The sequence below is a fragment of the Halomonas alkalicola genome (assembly GCF_030704205.1).
Classification (GTDB): Bacteria; Pseudomonadota; Gammaproteobacteria; order Pseudomonadales; family Halomonadaceae; genus Halomonas; species Halomonas alkalicola.
Genome location: NZ_CP131913.1, coordinates 2,347,917 through 2,361,962 on the forward strand (window position 1 = coordinate 2,347,917; position 14,046 = coordinate 2,361,962).

A 14,046-nucleotide genomic window follows, 5' to 3' on the forward strand; every position below is an offset into this window, starting at 1 on the left:
CTCAGGCTCCCTGCTCGGGCAGCCCCTGGCGCCGCTGGTGGTCGGCCACCAGCAGGGCCAGGGCGCAGGAGGCCATGCGGGTGATGGCCTCGTCGGCGCGGCTGGTGAGGATGATCGGGACCCGGGCGCCCAGCACCAGGCCGGCGCCGGTGGCATCGGCCAGGTAGGTCAGCTGCTTCATCAGCATGTTGGCGGACTCCAGATCCGGGGCCACCAGGATATCGGCGCGCCCGGCCACCGGGGAGTCGATGCCCTTGGTGCGCGCGGCGCTCTCCGAGATGGCGTTGTCGAAGGCCAGCGGGCCGTCCAGGGTGCCGCCGCAGATCTGGCCGCGGTCGGCCATCTTGCACAGGGCGGCGGCGTCCAGGGTGGAGGGGATCCGGGGGTTGACCGTCTCCACCGCGGAGAGGATGGCCACCCTGGGGTCCTGGTTGCCCAGGGCGTGGGCCAGCTCGATAGCGTTGCAGATGATGTCGCGCTTCTGGTCGAGGCTCGGCGAGATATTGATGGCGGCGTCGGTGATGAACAGCGGGCGCGGGTAGGTCGGCACGTCGAAGGCCATCACGTGGCTGATGCAGCGCTCGGTGCGCAGGCCGCCGTCGCGCTTGAGCACCTCGTGCATCAGCTCGTCGGTGTGCAGGGCCCCCTTCATCAGGGCCTCGGCGCGTCCCTCCCGCACCAGCGCCACGGCGCGCTCCGCGGCGGCGTGGCTGTGGGGCACGTCGATCAGCTCGAACTCGCTGATATCGAGCCGGGCGGCATCCGCCGCGGCGCGGATCTTCGCCTCCGGGCCCACCAGCAGGGGAATGATCAGGCCCTGGTGGGCGGCGGCCACGGCGCCGGTCAGCGAGACATCGTCCACCGGGTGCACCACCGCCACGGGGATGGCGGGGGGGTGGTCGGCGGCGGAGAGGATCTCGTGCAGGCGGCCGCGTTCGGCCAGGCGCACCGTGGGCAGCACGGCACGGGGCCGGCGGATCTTCTCCGTGGGGGCGAGCACGCGAGCCTCGCCCTCGATCACCACCTTGCCCCGCTGGTTCTCGCAGCGGCAGTCGAGGGTCAGCTGCGAGCGGGCGTCGTCCTTGGCGCTGACGCGCACGCTGACCTTGAGCACGTCGCCGAGGGCGACCGGTGCCCGGAAGCTCAGCGTCTGGCCCAGGTAGAGGGTGCCGGGGCCGGGCAGCTGGGTGCCCAGTACCGTGGAGATCAGCGCGCCGCCCCACATGCCGTGGGCGATGACCTCCTGGAAGCGCGAGCTGCGCGCGAAGTCGTCGTCCACATGGGAGGGGTTGATGTCGCCGGACATGATGGCGAACAGCTTGATGTCATCCAGGGTCAGGCGCTTCTCGAGGTGCGCCTCGTCGCCTACCTGGATCTCGTCGAAGGTGCGGTTCTCGATGTAGCGGTCGTCGTGGGGGGCATCCATGGGGCGGCTCCGGGGGTGGTTACTGCGATGCAGGAAATTCAGCCCCCATCATAGCCTGTCCCGGCCGCCCTTGCGTTGACCCGCGGGACGTTGCGATTCCCCCGGCGACTGTGCCGGGGCTGTGTGTATGCCAGCGTGCCCTACAGGGTCACCACCAGCGTCTCCTCGGACTCGCAGGGCTTGCCGTGGCGCACGGCGAGGCGCCGCTCGGTGAGGTTCATCACCACCCCGAACAGCGTCTCCATGCGCTCCTCCGGGGGCTGGGCGGGGTTGAAGTGGCGGCAGATCGACAGCGGCTCGCCGTCGTGGTCGGCGAGGATCTCGAACAGGGCGCGCTCGTCCATGGGGGCGCTCGGCGCCGGCTCCCGGCGCAGCAGGGCATCCAGTCGCGCCAGGCGTGGGCGCGAGTCGGCCCGGGGGAAATCCTCCACCTGGGCGGTGGCGTCCGGCGCGTAGAGATGGTTGGTGTGAGTGACCACGCCGCCCTCGGCCGGCAGCCGGCCTGGCTCGCCGGGGTGCACCTCGAGTCCCACCGCCTCGCCCTTGGCACTCGCCACCAGGAAGTGGGCCGGGGAGCAGACCCGGTCGCGGCTGGCCACCGCCAGGGCGCTTTCCAGGTCGGGGCTCTCGAGGATCTTGCGCAGCGCCACGTGGATCGGCAGCCCCTCGCCGCAGGTCTGCGAACGGATGGCGTTGAGGCAGACGCCGATGCCGTGGGCGTTGAGCCCGATCTTGGCCACCATGCCCGCCTCGCCGACGCTCACCAGGGGGGCGCTGGTCTCGCCCCGGATCTTCAGCACCACCACGTTGTGCAGCTGGTCGGTGCGCCAGTCCCAGTTCTGGGCCAGCCACTGGGTGCCGGCGCGCTGCAGGGCGAAGGCGGAGCAGCCGCCGCTGGCGCGGGTCAGCGAGATCTCGCTGCGGCAGTTGAGGGTGAGGATATCGAGGGGCTCGACCCCGGCCCCCTCGGCGATGGCGTCCATCTCCTCGAGGATCTCGGGAAAGCCGCGTTCGATCATCCGCCCGAAGCGCGCCGCCTCGACCCGGGCCCGCACCCAGCGGATGCCCACGAAGTCGTGGAAGAGCCGGTCGTAGACCTCCAGGCTGCGCTGGATCAGCCGGGCGTGGGTGCGGCCGTGGGCCAGGCCGATCTCGCGGCGGCTGCCGCCGAGCTCGGTGACGGTGAGCAGCTGCTGCAGCATGGTCAGAGTGCCTCGTCGAGCAGGATCAGGAAGGCGCTCCAGGCGCGGGCATCGGCGTGGGCCCGGTAGGCGTCGCTGCCGAACACGGTGAAGGCGTGGGGCGCGCCGGAGTAGACCTGGATCTCGTAGGTCGCCTCGGCGGCCTCCAGCTCCTCGGCCAGGGTGGCGACCTCGCTCATGGGAATGGCGCTGTCGGCGCCGCCGTGGGCGATCAGGATGGGCCCGGCGCCCTGTGGCCAGCTCTGCCCCTCGGGGGTGGCCAGGCCGCCATGGAAGCTGGCGAAGCCGTGCACGTTCTCGGCCTCGCCGAAGCGAGCCATCTCCAGGGCCACGGCGCCGCCGAAGCAGTAGCCCATGATCACGCTTGGCTCGGCGGCGCCCTGGGCGCGGGCCTCGGCTAGGCCCGCCAGGGTCAGGGCGCGCATGCGTTCGCGATCCTCGTAGAGGCGGGCGGTCTCGGTGCGCTTCTTCTCGATCTCCTGGGGGCGGTTGCCCTGGCCGTAGAGGTCCACGGCGAAGGCGTCATAGCCCTGCGCGGCGAGCATGTCGGCGCGCTGGCGCTCGTAGTCGTCCAGGCCGTCCCAGTCATGGATGATCAGCACCGTGCCGCGGGCCTCGCCCTCGGCGGTGACGAGATACCCCTCGAAGGCCTCGCCCTCCACCTCGTAGACGAGATCTGTGCCGGCGGGGGTGAAAGCGTGGGCGCCGCCGGCGGCGAGCGCCAGGGCGACGGTCAGGGGCAGGGCGAGAGTGCGCATGTGGGGGCTCCAGGCAACGGGCGGTGTCAGGGGCCTTTCAGTATAGGCGCGATGGCGGGCCCTGCCGTTGGCGCGGGGAGTTGACCGCCGGGCTTGCCAGCGTTGGCAGGGGCGGCTTGAGATTTCCCGCGGGGCGTTCCAGATTGAGCGTGGGAGTCACCAGCACATTATTCGCAACCAACGGGACAACAACATGAAGAAGAGCATCCTGTCGATGGCCATCGCGGCCTCTGCACTGAGCATGGCCGGCGCGGCCCAGGCCGAGGTGAAGGTCGGTTTCCTCGGCGGTTTCACCGGGGGCATCGAGAGCCTCACGCCGCCCATCTACGAGGGTGCCCGCCTGGCAGTGCAGCAGATCAACGAGCAGGGCGGCATCCTGGGCGGCCAGACCCTGGTGATGCCCAGCGGGGATACCACCTGCGGCGACGCCTCGGCGGCCTCCAACGCAGCGGATCGCATGGTCAACACCGAGAACGTCACCGCCATCGTCGGCGCGCTGTGCACCGGGGCGACCATCGCCGCGGCCAACAATGCCGGCATTCCCGGCGGGGTGGTGATGGTCTCGCCGGCCTCCACGGCGCCGGCGGTCAGCGAGCTGGACGACAACGACCTGGTGTTCCGCACCGTGCCCTCGGATGCCTTCCAGGGCGAGATGCTGGCCAAGCTGGTGCTCGACCGTGGCATCGACTACGTGGCCGTGACCTACGTGAACAACGACTACGGTCGCGGCCTCTCCGAGGCCTTCACCGAGGCCTTCGAGGCGGGTGGCGGCGAAGTGGCCGAGAACCTGGCCCACGAGGACAACCGCGCCGACTACCGCTCCGAGCTGGGCTCGCTCTCCGCCACCGGCGCCGACACCCTGGTGGTGCTGGCCTATGCCGACACCTCCGGCCAGACGGTGCTGCGCCAGGCCTACGAGGCCGGCACCTTCACCCAGTACGTGGGAGCCGACGGCATGGTGGGCGACAGCCTGGTGGAGGCGATCGGCGCTGACGTGCTCGAGGGCATGATCGCCACCCGCCCGGGCAGCCCCGACCTGCCGGGCACCGAGCTCTTCAACGAGGCCGCCGAGGCCGCCGGCATCGACCCCAGTGCGGTGTTCGCCGCCCAGGCCTACGACGCCGCCTTCCTGGTGGCGCTGGCCATCGAGCAGAACGGCAGCGCCGAGCGCGAGGGGCTCTCCGCGGCGCTGCGCAGCGTCTCCAGCGCTCCGGGCGAGATCATCCTGCCCGGCGAGTGGGAGAAGGCCGTGGAGCTGATCGCCGCCGGCACCGAGATCAACTACGAGGGCGCCTCCGGCAGCCACGAGTTCGACGAGGATGGCGACGTGCCGGGCGTGGTGGTGGAGATGGTGGTCGAGGACGGCCGCTTCGTCAGCAAGGGCTTCGTCGAGCCCTGAGCGCTCCGCGCTGAGCTGATCCGAGCTCTCTGACCAGAAAGGCCCCGGCGGTTTCCCGCCGGGGCCTTTCACGTTGATAAGGCTTTTTTCGAAAAGTCGTCGAGCGAAGGCCAGACAAGGCAAAAATCAGCGAAAGGACGGAGTTTACAGCTGTAAATGAGTACCTTGAGCTGATTTTTAACGCCGTATGGCCGAGCGTAGACAGTTTTCGATAAAGCCTACCCGTGGTGCCTGACCTTTTCAGGCAAGAGTCCCTGCGGCGCGAAGCGCAGCACCAGGGTGATCAGCAGGCCGATCACGAAGACCCGGGCCTGCAGGGCGCGGCTCTCGATGTTGCGCGGCGGCTCCCAGGCGAACCACAGGTCGCCGAGGTGCACGGCCAGGCTCATCAGCGCCAGGGCCAGCGGCTCCGACATGATCCAGATGAGGTAGACCGCCACGGCGCCGAAGATGGTGCCCAGGTTGTTGCCGGGGCCGCCGAGAATCACCATCACCAGCACCAGGAAGGTGTGGTTGAGCGGCAGGTAGCCGTCCGGGTCGAACAGGCTGTTGAAGGTGGCCAGCACCCCGCCGCCGATGCCCATCAGGATGCAGCCCAGCACGAAGATCTCCAGGCGGCGCTGGTTGATGTCCTTGCCCATGGCGGAGGCGGCCACCTCGTTGTCGCGGATGGCGCGGATCATCCGTCCCCAGGGGGCGTTGTAGGCGCGGTGCAGCAGGAAGAAGATCACCGCGATCATCACCGCCGTCACCGAGAGGTAGAGCGCCCGAGCCAGGGTGAAGCCCAGCTCCGCCGGCCCTGGGGTGGGCCAGGGCAACGGCGAGACGGTGGCGGTGCCGCGGGTCAGCCAGTCGGAGTTCTTGAGGAAGGCCTTGATGATCTCGGCGATGCCCAGGGTGGCGATGGCCAGGTAGTCGCTGCGCAGCCCCAGGCAGATATGGCCGATGAAGTAGCCCACCGCGCCGGCGAGTGCCCCGCCGACGATCCAGCCGGTCCAGGCCGGTAGGCCCAGGCCGCCGACGAAGCCCGCCCGGGACTGGATCTCGCCGGTGACTCCGCGCAGCAGGCTGATCACCACCAGGTAGAGCACCACCGCCAGCACGATGGCGATCAGGGTGCGCAGCCGCTTGGGCACGCCGATTCGGTCGAGCCTAGTGGCGCCAAACACCAGCATGGCGGCCGCCGCCGCGTAGAGCAGCACCCGGGCCAGCTCGCCGGGCAGTTCGCTCTCCCAGAAGGCGGGGTTCACGGGCACGCTGAAGGCCATGGCGCAGTAGCCGCCGAGGGCCACGAAGCCCATCACCCCGGCATTGAACTGGCCGGCGTAGCCCCACTGGATGGTCAGGCCGAGGGCCAGGATGGCGTAGCAGGCGGCCTCCACCAGCATGCGGGTGCTGTAGGCCGCCCCCATCGCCATGTAGACCCCGAGGATGGCCGCCAGCAGGGCGGCGAACAGCACCACCTCGCGCAGCGGGAAGCGCGAGGGGGCCGCGACCAGGTCCTCGCGGCGCTTGTCTTGAGTGCTCATCAGATCACCTTCCCCTTGAACAGACCGGTGGGGCGCCATACCAGAATGGCAACCAGGATGAAGAAGGGCACCACGATCTTGTACTCGGTGCCGACGAAGGCCAGGTTGCGCGGCAGCTCCAGCCACTCCGGGAAGTGGTGGGCGATGGGCCGCAGTAGCACCGCCCAGTTGAACACCGCCAGGGTCTCGGCGAAGCCCACCACGAAGCCCCCGGCGATGGCGCCGTAGGGGTGGCCCACGCCGCCGACGATGGCCGCGGCGAAGATCGGCAGCAGCAGGAAGAAGCTGAGGTCCGGCTTGAAGGTGACGTCCAGCGCGAGCAGGGTGCCGGCGATGGCAGCGAGCCCCCCGGCGATCACCCAGGTCACCGCCACGATGGCGTTGGTGTTGATGCCCGAGGCGCGGGCCAGGTCGGGGTTGTCGGACATGGCGCGCATCGCCTTGCCCAGCCGCGAACGGTTGAGGAAGAGGTGCAGCCCCACTACGCAGGCGATGGTCAGCACGAAGAGGATGATCTGGGGCTCGGTGATCACGATCGGCGCGCGCACTCCCTCGAAGGGCAGGGCGAGGCGGTAGATCTCCTTGCGCTCGCCGGCCATGTAGAGGCTCTGGCCGCTGGTGCCGGCGAACAGGCGGATCAGCCCCTGCAGCATCAGGGTGACGCCCAGCGAGCCGATCACGATGACAATGGGCTTCACGCCATGGGCGCGCAGCGGCTTGTAGAAGGCCTTGTCGATGCCCACGGCGAGCAGCGCGGTGAGCACCATGGCCGCCGGCAGCATCACCACCGGAGTGGGCAGCCCGACGATGCCGCCCACGCCCGGGAAGGCCGCGGTGAGCAGCAGCACCATGAAGGCGCCGAAGGTCATCATGTCGGCGTGGGCGAAGTGGGCGAAGCGCATGATGCTGAAGATCAGCGTCACGCCGATGGCGCCGATGGCGTAGATCGAGCCGGTCACGCTGCCGGCAATGATCACGTTGTTGATGAAGAAGACGAGTTCGTTCACGACGGTTGTTCTCCTGTCCCTGGCTCAGCCGCCCAGGAAGCTCCTGGCCACTTCCGGGTCCGCCAGCAGGGCGGCACCGGTATCGGTGAAGCGGTTCTGTCCGGCGGCCAGCACGAAGCCCTTGTCGGCGATGGCCAGCGCCTGCTTGGCGTTCTGCTCCACCATCAGGATGCCGACGCCGGCGGCGTTGATCTGCTTCACCTGCTCGAAGATCTCGTTCATGGAGAGCGGCGAGAGGCCCGCGGTGGGCTCGTCGAGCAGCAGCAGGCTGGGCTCGGCCATCAGCGCCCGGCCCATGGCCACCATCTGGCGCTGGCCGCCGGAGAGCTCGCCGGCGGGCTGGTGGCGCTTGTCATAGAGCGGCGGGAAGAAGTCGTAGATCTGCTTGAGCATGCGCTTGACGTTCTGGGGCTTGAGGAAGGCGCCCATCTCCAGGTTCTCCTTCACCGTCATGCTCGGGAAGACGTTCTTCTCCTGGGGAACGAAGCCCATGCCCTGCTGCACCAGCTTGTTGGGGGGCTGGTTGTGGATCGGCTCGCCGCGCAGCAGGATCTCGCCCTGGGTCACGGTCAGCAGGCCGAACACGGCCTTGAGCATGGTGGACTTGCCGGCGCCGTTGGGGCCGACGATCACGCCGATCTCGTCGGCCTCGATGGCCATGTTCACCCCGTTGAGGATGTTCATGCCGCCGTAGCCGCCGTGGACGTCGCGCGCATCAAGGAGTGGCATCGTGGGGGGCTCCAAAATAGGCTTCGATGACCTCGGGGTTGCTCTGGATCTCCTGTATCGTGCCCTCCACCATCACGCTGCCCTGGGCCAGCACGATCACCGGGTCGCAGAGCCTCGCGATCATGTCCATGTCGTGCTCGATGACCAGGAAGGTGTAGCCCAGATCGCGGTTGAGGCGCTCGATGTTCTCCACCAGGTCGCCCAGCAGGGTGCGGTTGACCCCCGCCGCGATCTCGTCGAGCAGCACCACCCGGGCGTCGGTCATCATGGTGCGGCCGAGCTCGAGCAGCTTCTTCTGGCCGCCGGAGAGGTTGCCGGCCAGCTCGTTGCGCACGTGGTAGAGCCCGATGAAGTCGATCACCTCCAAGGCCTTGCGGCGCACCCCCTCCTCCTGGGCCCGCACCAGCCCCGGCTTGAGCCAGGCGTTGAAGAGCCCCTCGCCGGCCTGGGCGGGGGGCACCATCATCAGGTTCTCCAGGGCGGTCATCTGGGAGAACTCGTGGGCGATCTGGAAGGTGCGCAGCAACCCCTTGTGGAACAGCGCGTTGGCGGGGCGGTTGGTGATCTCCTCGCCGTCGAGGAGCACCTGGCCGCTGTCCAGAGGCAGGGCGCCGGCGATGATGTTGAACAGGGTCGACTTGCCGGCCCCGTTGGGGCCGATCAGCCCGGTGATGGAGCCCTTCGCCACCGAGAGCGAGCAGTCGTTGATGACCCTGAGGCCACCGAAGGCCTTGTGGACGTGCCGCACGTCGATCATGGGTGTCATGGATGCTTCCATTGTTCTTGTTGCATGGTTCTTGTTGCATGGTGCTTGTCGAGTTCGCTGCCGCTCGCGCGGTCGAGGCGCCGCCGCCCGGGGCGGCGGCGCGACCGTCACTGCTCCTGGCTGTCTTCCACCAGGAAGGTGCGGCCGGCGGCGAAGGCGCCGACGATCACCAGGGCGCCGACGGTGGGGATCAGGTAGCCCTCCACCTGGGGGATGGCGCGCAGGAGGACGAAGGCCACCGCCGCCGGGGCCACGAAGCGCACCAGGAAGCGCCAGATGGCGAACCAGGTCTCGTTGGGGCGCATCTCCTTCATCACCTCGCTGTGGGTCAACGCCCAGCCGGCGAAGAGCGCGATCAGAAGGCCGCCCAGCGGCATGAAGATGTTGGTGAGCAGCTCGATGAAGTCAAAGGCGCTGCGCCCGAACAGGGCATGGAAGAGGGTGCCCTCGGCGTAGACGTTGAAGCTGACCACGGTGAGCAGGCCCAGCGCCCAGCTGGCTACCACCATGGCGAACACCGCCTGGGGGCGGGTCATGTCGAAGCGCTCCACCAGGAAGGCGGCCACCGGCTCGATCAGCGAGATGGAGGAGCTGATGGCCGCACCCAGCACCAGGATGAAGAAGACCCCGCCGATCAGCGCGCCGAAGGGCATCTCGGCGAAGGCCAGCGGCAGGGTGACGAACATCAGCCCCGGGCCCTGGCCGGCGTCCAGGCCGGCGCCGAACACCAGCGAGAAGATCGCCAGGCCCGCGACCATGGCCACGGCGGTGTCGACGATGGCGATGGTGACGGCGGTGCGGGTCAGCGAGAGGTCGCTGGACATGTAGGCGCCGTAGGCCATGATCGCGCCCATGCCGAGGCTCAGGGTGAAGAAGGACTGCCCCATGGCGGCCAGCCAGCCCTCCAGGCTCAGGTCGGCGAGGTTGAAGGTGAACAGGAAGCTGGCCGCGGCGCCGAAGTCGCCGTTGGCCACGCCGTAGGCGAGCACCACCAGCAGGATGACGAAAAGCGCCGGCATGATGATGCGCAGCCCGCTCTCGATGCCCTTGTGGATACCCATGCCGACGATCAGCCCCGAGGCGATGATGAACAGGGTGTGGTAGAGGGTCAGCAGCCCCGGCGAGGCGAGCAGGGCCTCGAAGCCCGCGCCGATGGTGGCGGCATCGGCGCCGGCCAGCGAGCCGGTGAGCATCTGCCAGGTGTAGTGGATCGCCCAGCCGGCGATCACCGAGTAGAAGCTGAGGATCAGGAAGGCCGAAGCGGCCCCCAGCCAGCCGATGGATTCCCAGGCCCGCGAGGTGTTGTGGGTGCGGGTCAGGAAGCGCATGCCCATGATCGGGCTTCGGCGGCTGCTGCGGCCAAGCATGGTCTCGGCGATCAGGATCGGGATGCCCACCGCGAAGATGGTCAGGGCGTAGACCAGGATGAAGGCACCGCCGCCGTTCTCCCCGGTCAGGTAGGGAAAGCGCCAGAGGTTGCCGAGACCCACCGCCGAGCCGACGGCAGCCAGCAGGAAGGTGCCCTTGTGGGTCCAGACGTTATGCTTGCTCATGGTGGCTCCAGAACGCGAATCGATGGCCTTGTGGGCCCGTGCCGCAACTTTGCGGCAAAACGCGGTCAGGAGCCAGCCGCCAAGCGTTTATCGGCCGTTAAGTTCGGCGATGGTGTCGCTATCGACTAGCGCGCTTGGTCGTCGTCCTCGTCATCCTCGTCGTCGTCCCGGGTCCTGCCGACGCGGGGCTCCAGGGCGCGGGAGGCGTCCGGCAGGCGAACGGTGTCGCCCAGGGCCAGCTTGCCGTGGGACTTCAGCCGTCGGCCGTTGTTGACGGCGATGATCGCCGCCACCTCGCCGATGCTGGTGCCCTCCACGTAGGCCTCGACCTTCACCCGGACCACGGCGCCCTGGTAGCGCGCCGAGAGGATGTCGCCGGGCCCGGGGGCCGAGTGGCCCATGGGGTCCTTCGCGAAGTGGCGCATCACGCTGTCGGCGCCGGGGTCGTCCCACTCCACGTGCTTGTGCATGCCGGTTCTCCTCTCTGGGCGGCGGATCGAGTTGGCAGGCTACCAGCATAGAAGATGCCGGGGCCGAGAACGACGACGCCCGCCGCGGGGAGTACCCCGGGCGGGCGTCGTGGCGCGATGGCCTCGCCTTACTTCTTGCTGGCGCGCTTGCGCTCGTTTTCCTTGAGGAACTTCTTGCGCAGGCGGATGTGGTTCGGAGTGATCTCCACCAGCTCGTCGTCGTCGAGGAACTCGATGGCCTGCTCCAGCGAGAACTTCACCGGCGGGGTCAGCACGATGTTCTCGTCGTTGCCCGAGGCGCGCATGTTGTCGAGCTTCTTGCCCTTGGTGGGGTTGACCACCAGGTCGTTGGCGCGGCTGTGGATGCCCACCAGCATGCCCTCGTAGACCTCGGTGCCGTGGTCGATGATCAGCTTGCCGCGATCCTGCAGGGCGTAGAGCGCATAGGCCAGCGCCTTGCCGTCGACCATGGAGACCATCACGCCGTTGCGACGCTCGATGGCGGCGTCGGGCTTGAGCGGGCCGTAGTGGTCGAAGCGGCTGGTGAGGATGCCGGTGCCGGAGGTCAGGGTCATGAACTGGCCGCGGAAGCCGATCAGACCGCGGGCGGGGATCATGAAGTCCAGGCGAACCCGGCCCTTGCCGTCGGGATTCATGTTGGAGAGCTCGCCCTTGCGGTAACCGAGCTCCTCCATGATGGAGCCCTGGTGCTGCTCCTCGCAGTCGATGATCACCTCTTCGTACGGCTCCTGCTTGACGCCGTCGATCTCGCGGATGATCACCTCGGGGCGGCCCACGGCCAGCTCGAAGCCCTCGCGACGCATGGTCTCGATCAGCACCGAGAGGTGCAGCTCGCCGCGGCCGGAGACCTTGAACTTCTCCGGGGTCTCGCCCTGCTCGACGCGCAGCGCCACGTTGTGGATCAGCTCCTGCTCGAGGCGATCCTTGATGTTGCGGCTGGTGACGAACTTGCCGTCGCGGCCGGCCATCGGCGAGTCGTTGACCTGGAAGGTCATGGAGACGGTGGGCTGGTCGACGGAGAGCGGCGGCAGCGCCTCGACGGCGGCCGGGTCGCACAGGGTGTCGGAGATGGAGAGCGGGTCGATGCCGGTGATGCAGACGATATCGCCGGCGGTGGCCACGTCGGTCTGCACGCGCTCCAGGCCCATGTGGGTCATCACCTGGCCGACCTTGCCTTTGCGGGTGGCGCCGTCGGTGCCGATCACGGTGACCTGCTGGTTGGGCTTCACCGAGCCGCGCTTGATGCGCCCGAGGCCGATGACGCCCACGTAGCTGTTGTAGTCCAGCGCTGAGATCTGCATCTGGAAGGGACCATCCAGTTCCACCTTGGGCGGCTCGACGATATCGACGATGGCCTGGAACATGGGGGTCATGTCCTCGGCCAGCTCCTCGGGGTCGGGGCCGGCGATGCCGTTGAGGGCCGAGCAGTAGATGATCGGGAAGTCGAGCTGCTCGTCGGTGGCACCGAGGTTGTCGAACAGGTCGAAGATCTGGTCGATGACCCAGTCGGGGCGGGCGCCGGGCCGGTCGATCTTGTTGACCACCACGATGGGCCTGAGGCCCTGGGCGAAGGCCTTCTGGGTGACGAAGCGGGTCTGCGGCATGGGGCCGTCGACCGAATCCACCAGCAGCAGTACCGAGTCCACCATGGACATCACCCGCTCGACCTCGCCGCCGACGTCGGCGTGTCCGGGGGTATCCACGATGTTGATGCGGTACTCCTCGCCGTCGGGAGAGTTCCAGCGGATCGCCGTGTTCTTGGCCAGGATGGTGATGCCGCGCTCACGCTCCTGGTCGTTGGAGTCCATGATCCGCTCCTGTCCCTCGGCCTTGCGGTCCAGGGTGCCGGACTGGCTGAGGAGCTTGTCGACCAGGGTGGTCTTGCCGTGGTCAACGTGGGCGATGATGGCGATGTTCCGGAGATTGGCGATCTCGGAAGGCGTTGCGGTGTTCATAGGTTGCTGCTCATCTAAGGGGTCGCACCTATGTACACGGTTGTGTCAGTGCCCTAGGCGCGGGGGTAGGAATGTCGGGCCGGCATTGTACAGGCTACCCTGGCCGGCGAATAGCGGATTCGCGCTTTCGATGGGCTGTCAACGCGAGACGGGCGCCCCGGGGGCGCCCGTCATCGGGTGTCACCGGGCCCGGCGAGGCCGGGCCGGCACGGCTCACTCCTGGCCGGGCAGGCCGCCGAGCTCCTCGATCAGCGCCTTGTAGCCCTCGATCTGGTCGCTGAGCAGCTGGGTCACCTCCTCCTCGGGCATCCAGGTCACCGGCATCAGGATGCGCTCCTCGGTGATCTCGATGAAGCGCTCGTCCTCGGTGGCCGCCTTGAGGGCCTCGGCCAGGCGCTCGACGTGGGCGTCCGGGGTGTTCTTGGGCACCATCGCCACGCGGATCTCGGCGGCGTTGATGTCGTAGCCGGCCTCGGGCAGGGTCGGGGCGTCGGGGAAGGCCACCAGGCGATCCTCGGCCAGGCTCAGCAGCACCGGCATCTCGCCGGTCTCGGCGTAGCCGGAGTGGGTGCCGCCGCTGTAGGCGAAGTCGACGTCGCCGGAGAGGATCAGCGGGGCCATGCCGGCGCCACCGGAGGTGGGCACGATGCGCAGGTCGAGGCCCTCCTGCTGGGCGATGTACTCGATGATCATGCGGTCGAGCGCGGTCTGGGTGGCGTAGCTGGTGCCCGGGTTCTCCTGGGCATAGGCCACCAGGTCCTCCCAGCTGTCACCGAAGGGGCGATCCTCGCCGGTGACGATGGCCGACTGGCCGAGGGTCACGCCGGCCACGTAGCGGAAGTCGTCGAGGTCGTAGGTGGTCTCGGAGGAGAGCGGGCCGAAGGTGATGGTCATGGAGGTGCCGAACACGAAGGTGTAGCCCTCGTCGCGGCTGTTGGCCAGGCGGGCCAGGGCCACGCCGCCGCCGGCGCCGGGCTGGTTGACCACGTTGACCGGCTGACCGAGGTCCTCGCTCATGATGTCGGCCAGCACGCGGGCCTGGATGTCGGTGCTGCCGCCGGCGCCCCAGCCGACCACCAGGGTCAGCGGCTTGCTCGGGAAGTCGTCGGCCTGGGCCAGGCCGGTGCCGGCGAGGGCCACGGCGGAGGCGAGAAGGGCGGAACCCAGCAGTTTCATGGTCATGGTCAGAACCTCACGGTTGCGTTGTTGTAGCGCCGGCTCATGGCCGGCG

The 14,046-nt window shown here is 68.6% G+C and carries 12 protein-coding genes; 1 reads left to right on the top strand and 11 read right to left on the bottom strand.

Features of this window, described 5'->3' with window-relative positions; all coding sequences use genetic code 11:
• Window position 1: 1 nt before the first annotated feature.
• The 3 genes from B6N23_RS11155 to B6N23_RS11165 all read right to left on the bottom strand — a co-directional run bounded on the left by B6N23_RS11155 (window position 2) and on the right by B6N23_RS11165 (window position 3,386).
• Complete coding sequence (locus B6N23_RS11155) at window positions 2-1,426, bottom strand: bifunctional enoyl-CoA hydratase/phosphate acetyltransferase (protein WP_305498864.1); 1,425 nt, start codon at window positions 1,424-1,426, stop codon at window positions 2-4.
• 140 nt (window positions 1,427-1,566) lie between these two features.
• Window positions 1,567-2,628, bottom strand: coding sequence for a C45 family autoproteolytic acyltransferase/hydrolase (locus B6N23_RS11160; RefSeq protein ID WP_305498866.1), 1,062 nt, complete (start codon window positions 2,626-2,628; stop codon window positions 1,567-1,569).
• Between the two features lie 2 nt (window positions 2,629-2,630).
• Window positions 2,631-3,386, bottom strand: a complete 756-nt coding sequence (locus tag B6N23_RS11165; RefSeq protein WP_169956571.1) for a dienelactone hydrolase family protein — start codon at window positions 3,384-3,386, stop codon at window positions 2,631-2,633.
• A 193-nt stretch (window positions 3,387-3,579) separates the two neighbouring features.
• Here B6N23_RS11165 and B6N23_RS11170 point away from each other — a divergent pair, with 193 nt between their 5' ends.
• Window positions 3,580-4,785 carry an ABC transporter substrate-binding protein gene (locus B6N23_RS11170; protein WP_305498869.1) on the top strand — a complete coding sequence of 402 codons (1,206 nt, stop codon included), beginning with the start codon at window positions 3,580-3,582 and terminating at the stop codon, window positions 4,783-4,785.
• 218 nt (window positions 4,786-5,003) lie between these two features.
• On the opposite strand, the gene B6N23_RS11175 is transcribed toward B6N23_RS11170, so the two are convergent.
• From B6N23_RS11175 to B6N23_RS11210, 8 genes are all read right to left on the bottom strand, one after another.
• Window positions 5,004-6,314: a branched-chain amino acid ABC transporter permease gene (locus tag B6N23_RS11175; RefSeq protein ID WP_305498870.1), complete on the bottom strand. Its 1,311-nt coding sequence runs from the start codon at window positions 6,312-6,314 to the stop codon at window positions 5,004-5,006.
• The gene (locus B6N23_RS11180) at window positions 6,314-7,321 is read right to left on the bottom strand and encodes a branched-chain amino acid ABC transporter permease (RefSeq protein WP_305498873.1); all 1,008 of its coding nucleotides are present in this window, start codon (window positions 7,319-7,321) and stop codon (window positions 6,314-6,316) included. Before B6N23_RS11180 ends, B6N23_RS11175 begins: the two co-directional genes overlap by 1 nt.
• Before the next feature lie 24 nt (window positions 7,322-7,345).
• A complete protein-coding gene (locus B6N23_RS11185) occupies window positions 7,346-8,050 on the bottom strand; it encodes an ABC transporter ATP-binding protein (RefSeq protein WP_305498874.1) in 705 nt (234 codons plus the stop codon).
• Window positions 8,037-8,816: an ABC transporter ATP-binding protein gene (locus tag B6N23_RS11190; protein ID WP_305498876.1), complete on the bottom strand. Its 780-nt coding sequence runs from the start codon at window positions 8,814-8,816 to the stop codon at window positions 8,037-8,039. Before B6N23_RS11190 ends, B6N23_RS11185 begins: the two co-directional genes overlap by 14 nt.
• Window positions 8,817-8,923: 107 nt before the next feature.
• Window positions 8,924-10,369 carry a sodium-dependent transporter gene (locus tag B6N23_RS11195; RefSeq protein WP_305498878.1) on the bottom strand — a complete coding sequence of 482 codons (1,446 nt, stop codon included), beginning with the start codon at window positions 10,367-10,369 and terminating at the stop codon, window positions 8,924-8,926.
• 125 nt (window positions 10,370-10,494) lie between these two features.
• A complete protein-coding gene (locus B6N23_RS11200; RefSeq protein ID WP_305498880.1) occupies window positions 10,495-10,839 on the bottom strand; it encodes a hypothetical protein in 345 nt (114 codons plus the stop codon).
• 128 nt (window positions 10,840-10,967) lie between these two features.
• Window positions 10,968-12,815 (bottom strand): translational GTPase TypA, encoded by a 1,848-nt coding sequence (typA, locus tag B6N23_RS11205; RefSeq protein WP_305498882.1) that lies wholly within the window; start codon window positions 12,813-12,815, stop codon window positions 10,968-10,970.
• Window positions 12,816-13,028: 213 nt separating this feature from the next.
• A complete protein-coding gene (locus B6N23_RS11210; RefSeq protein ID WP_305498885.1) occupies window positions 13,029-13,997 on the bottom strand; it encodes a Bug family tripartite tricarboxylate transporter substrate binding protein in 969 nt (322 codons plus the stop codon).
• Window positions 13,998-14,046: the final 49 nt, after the last annotated feature.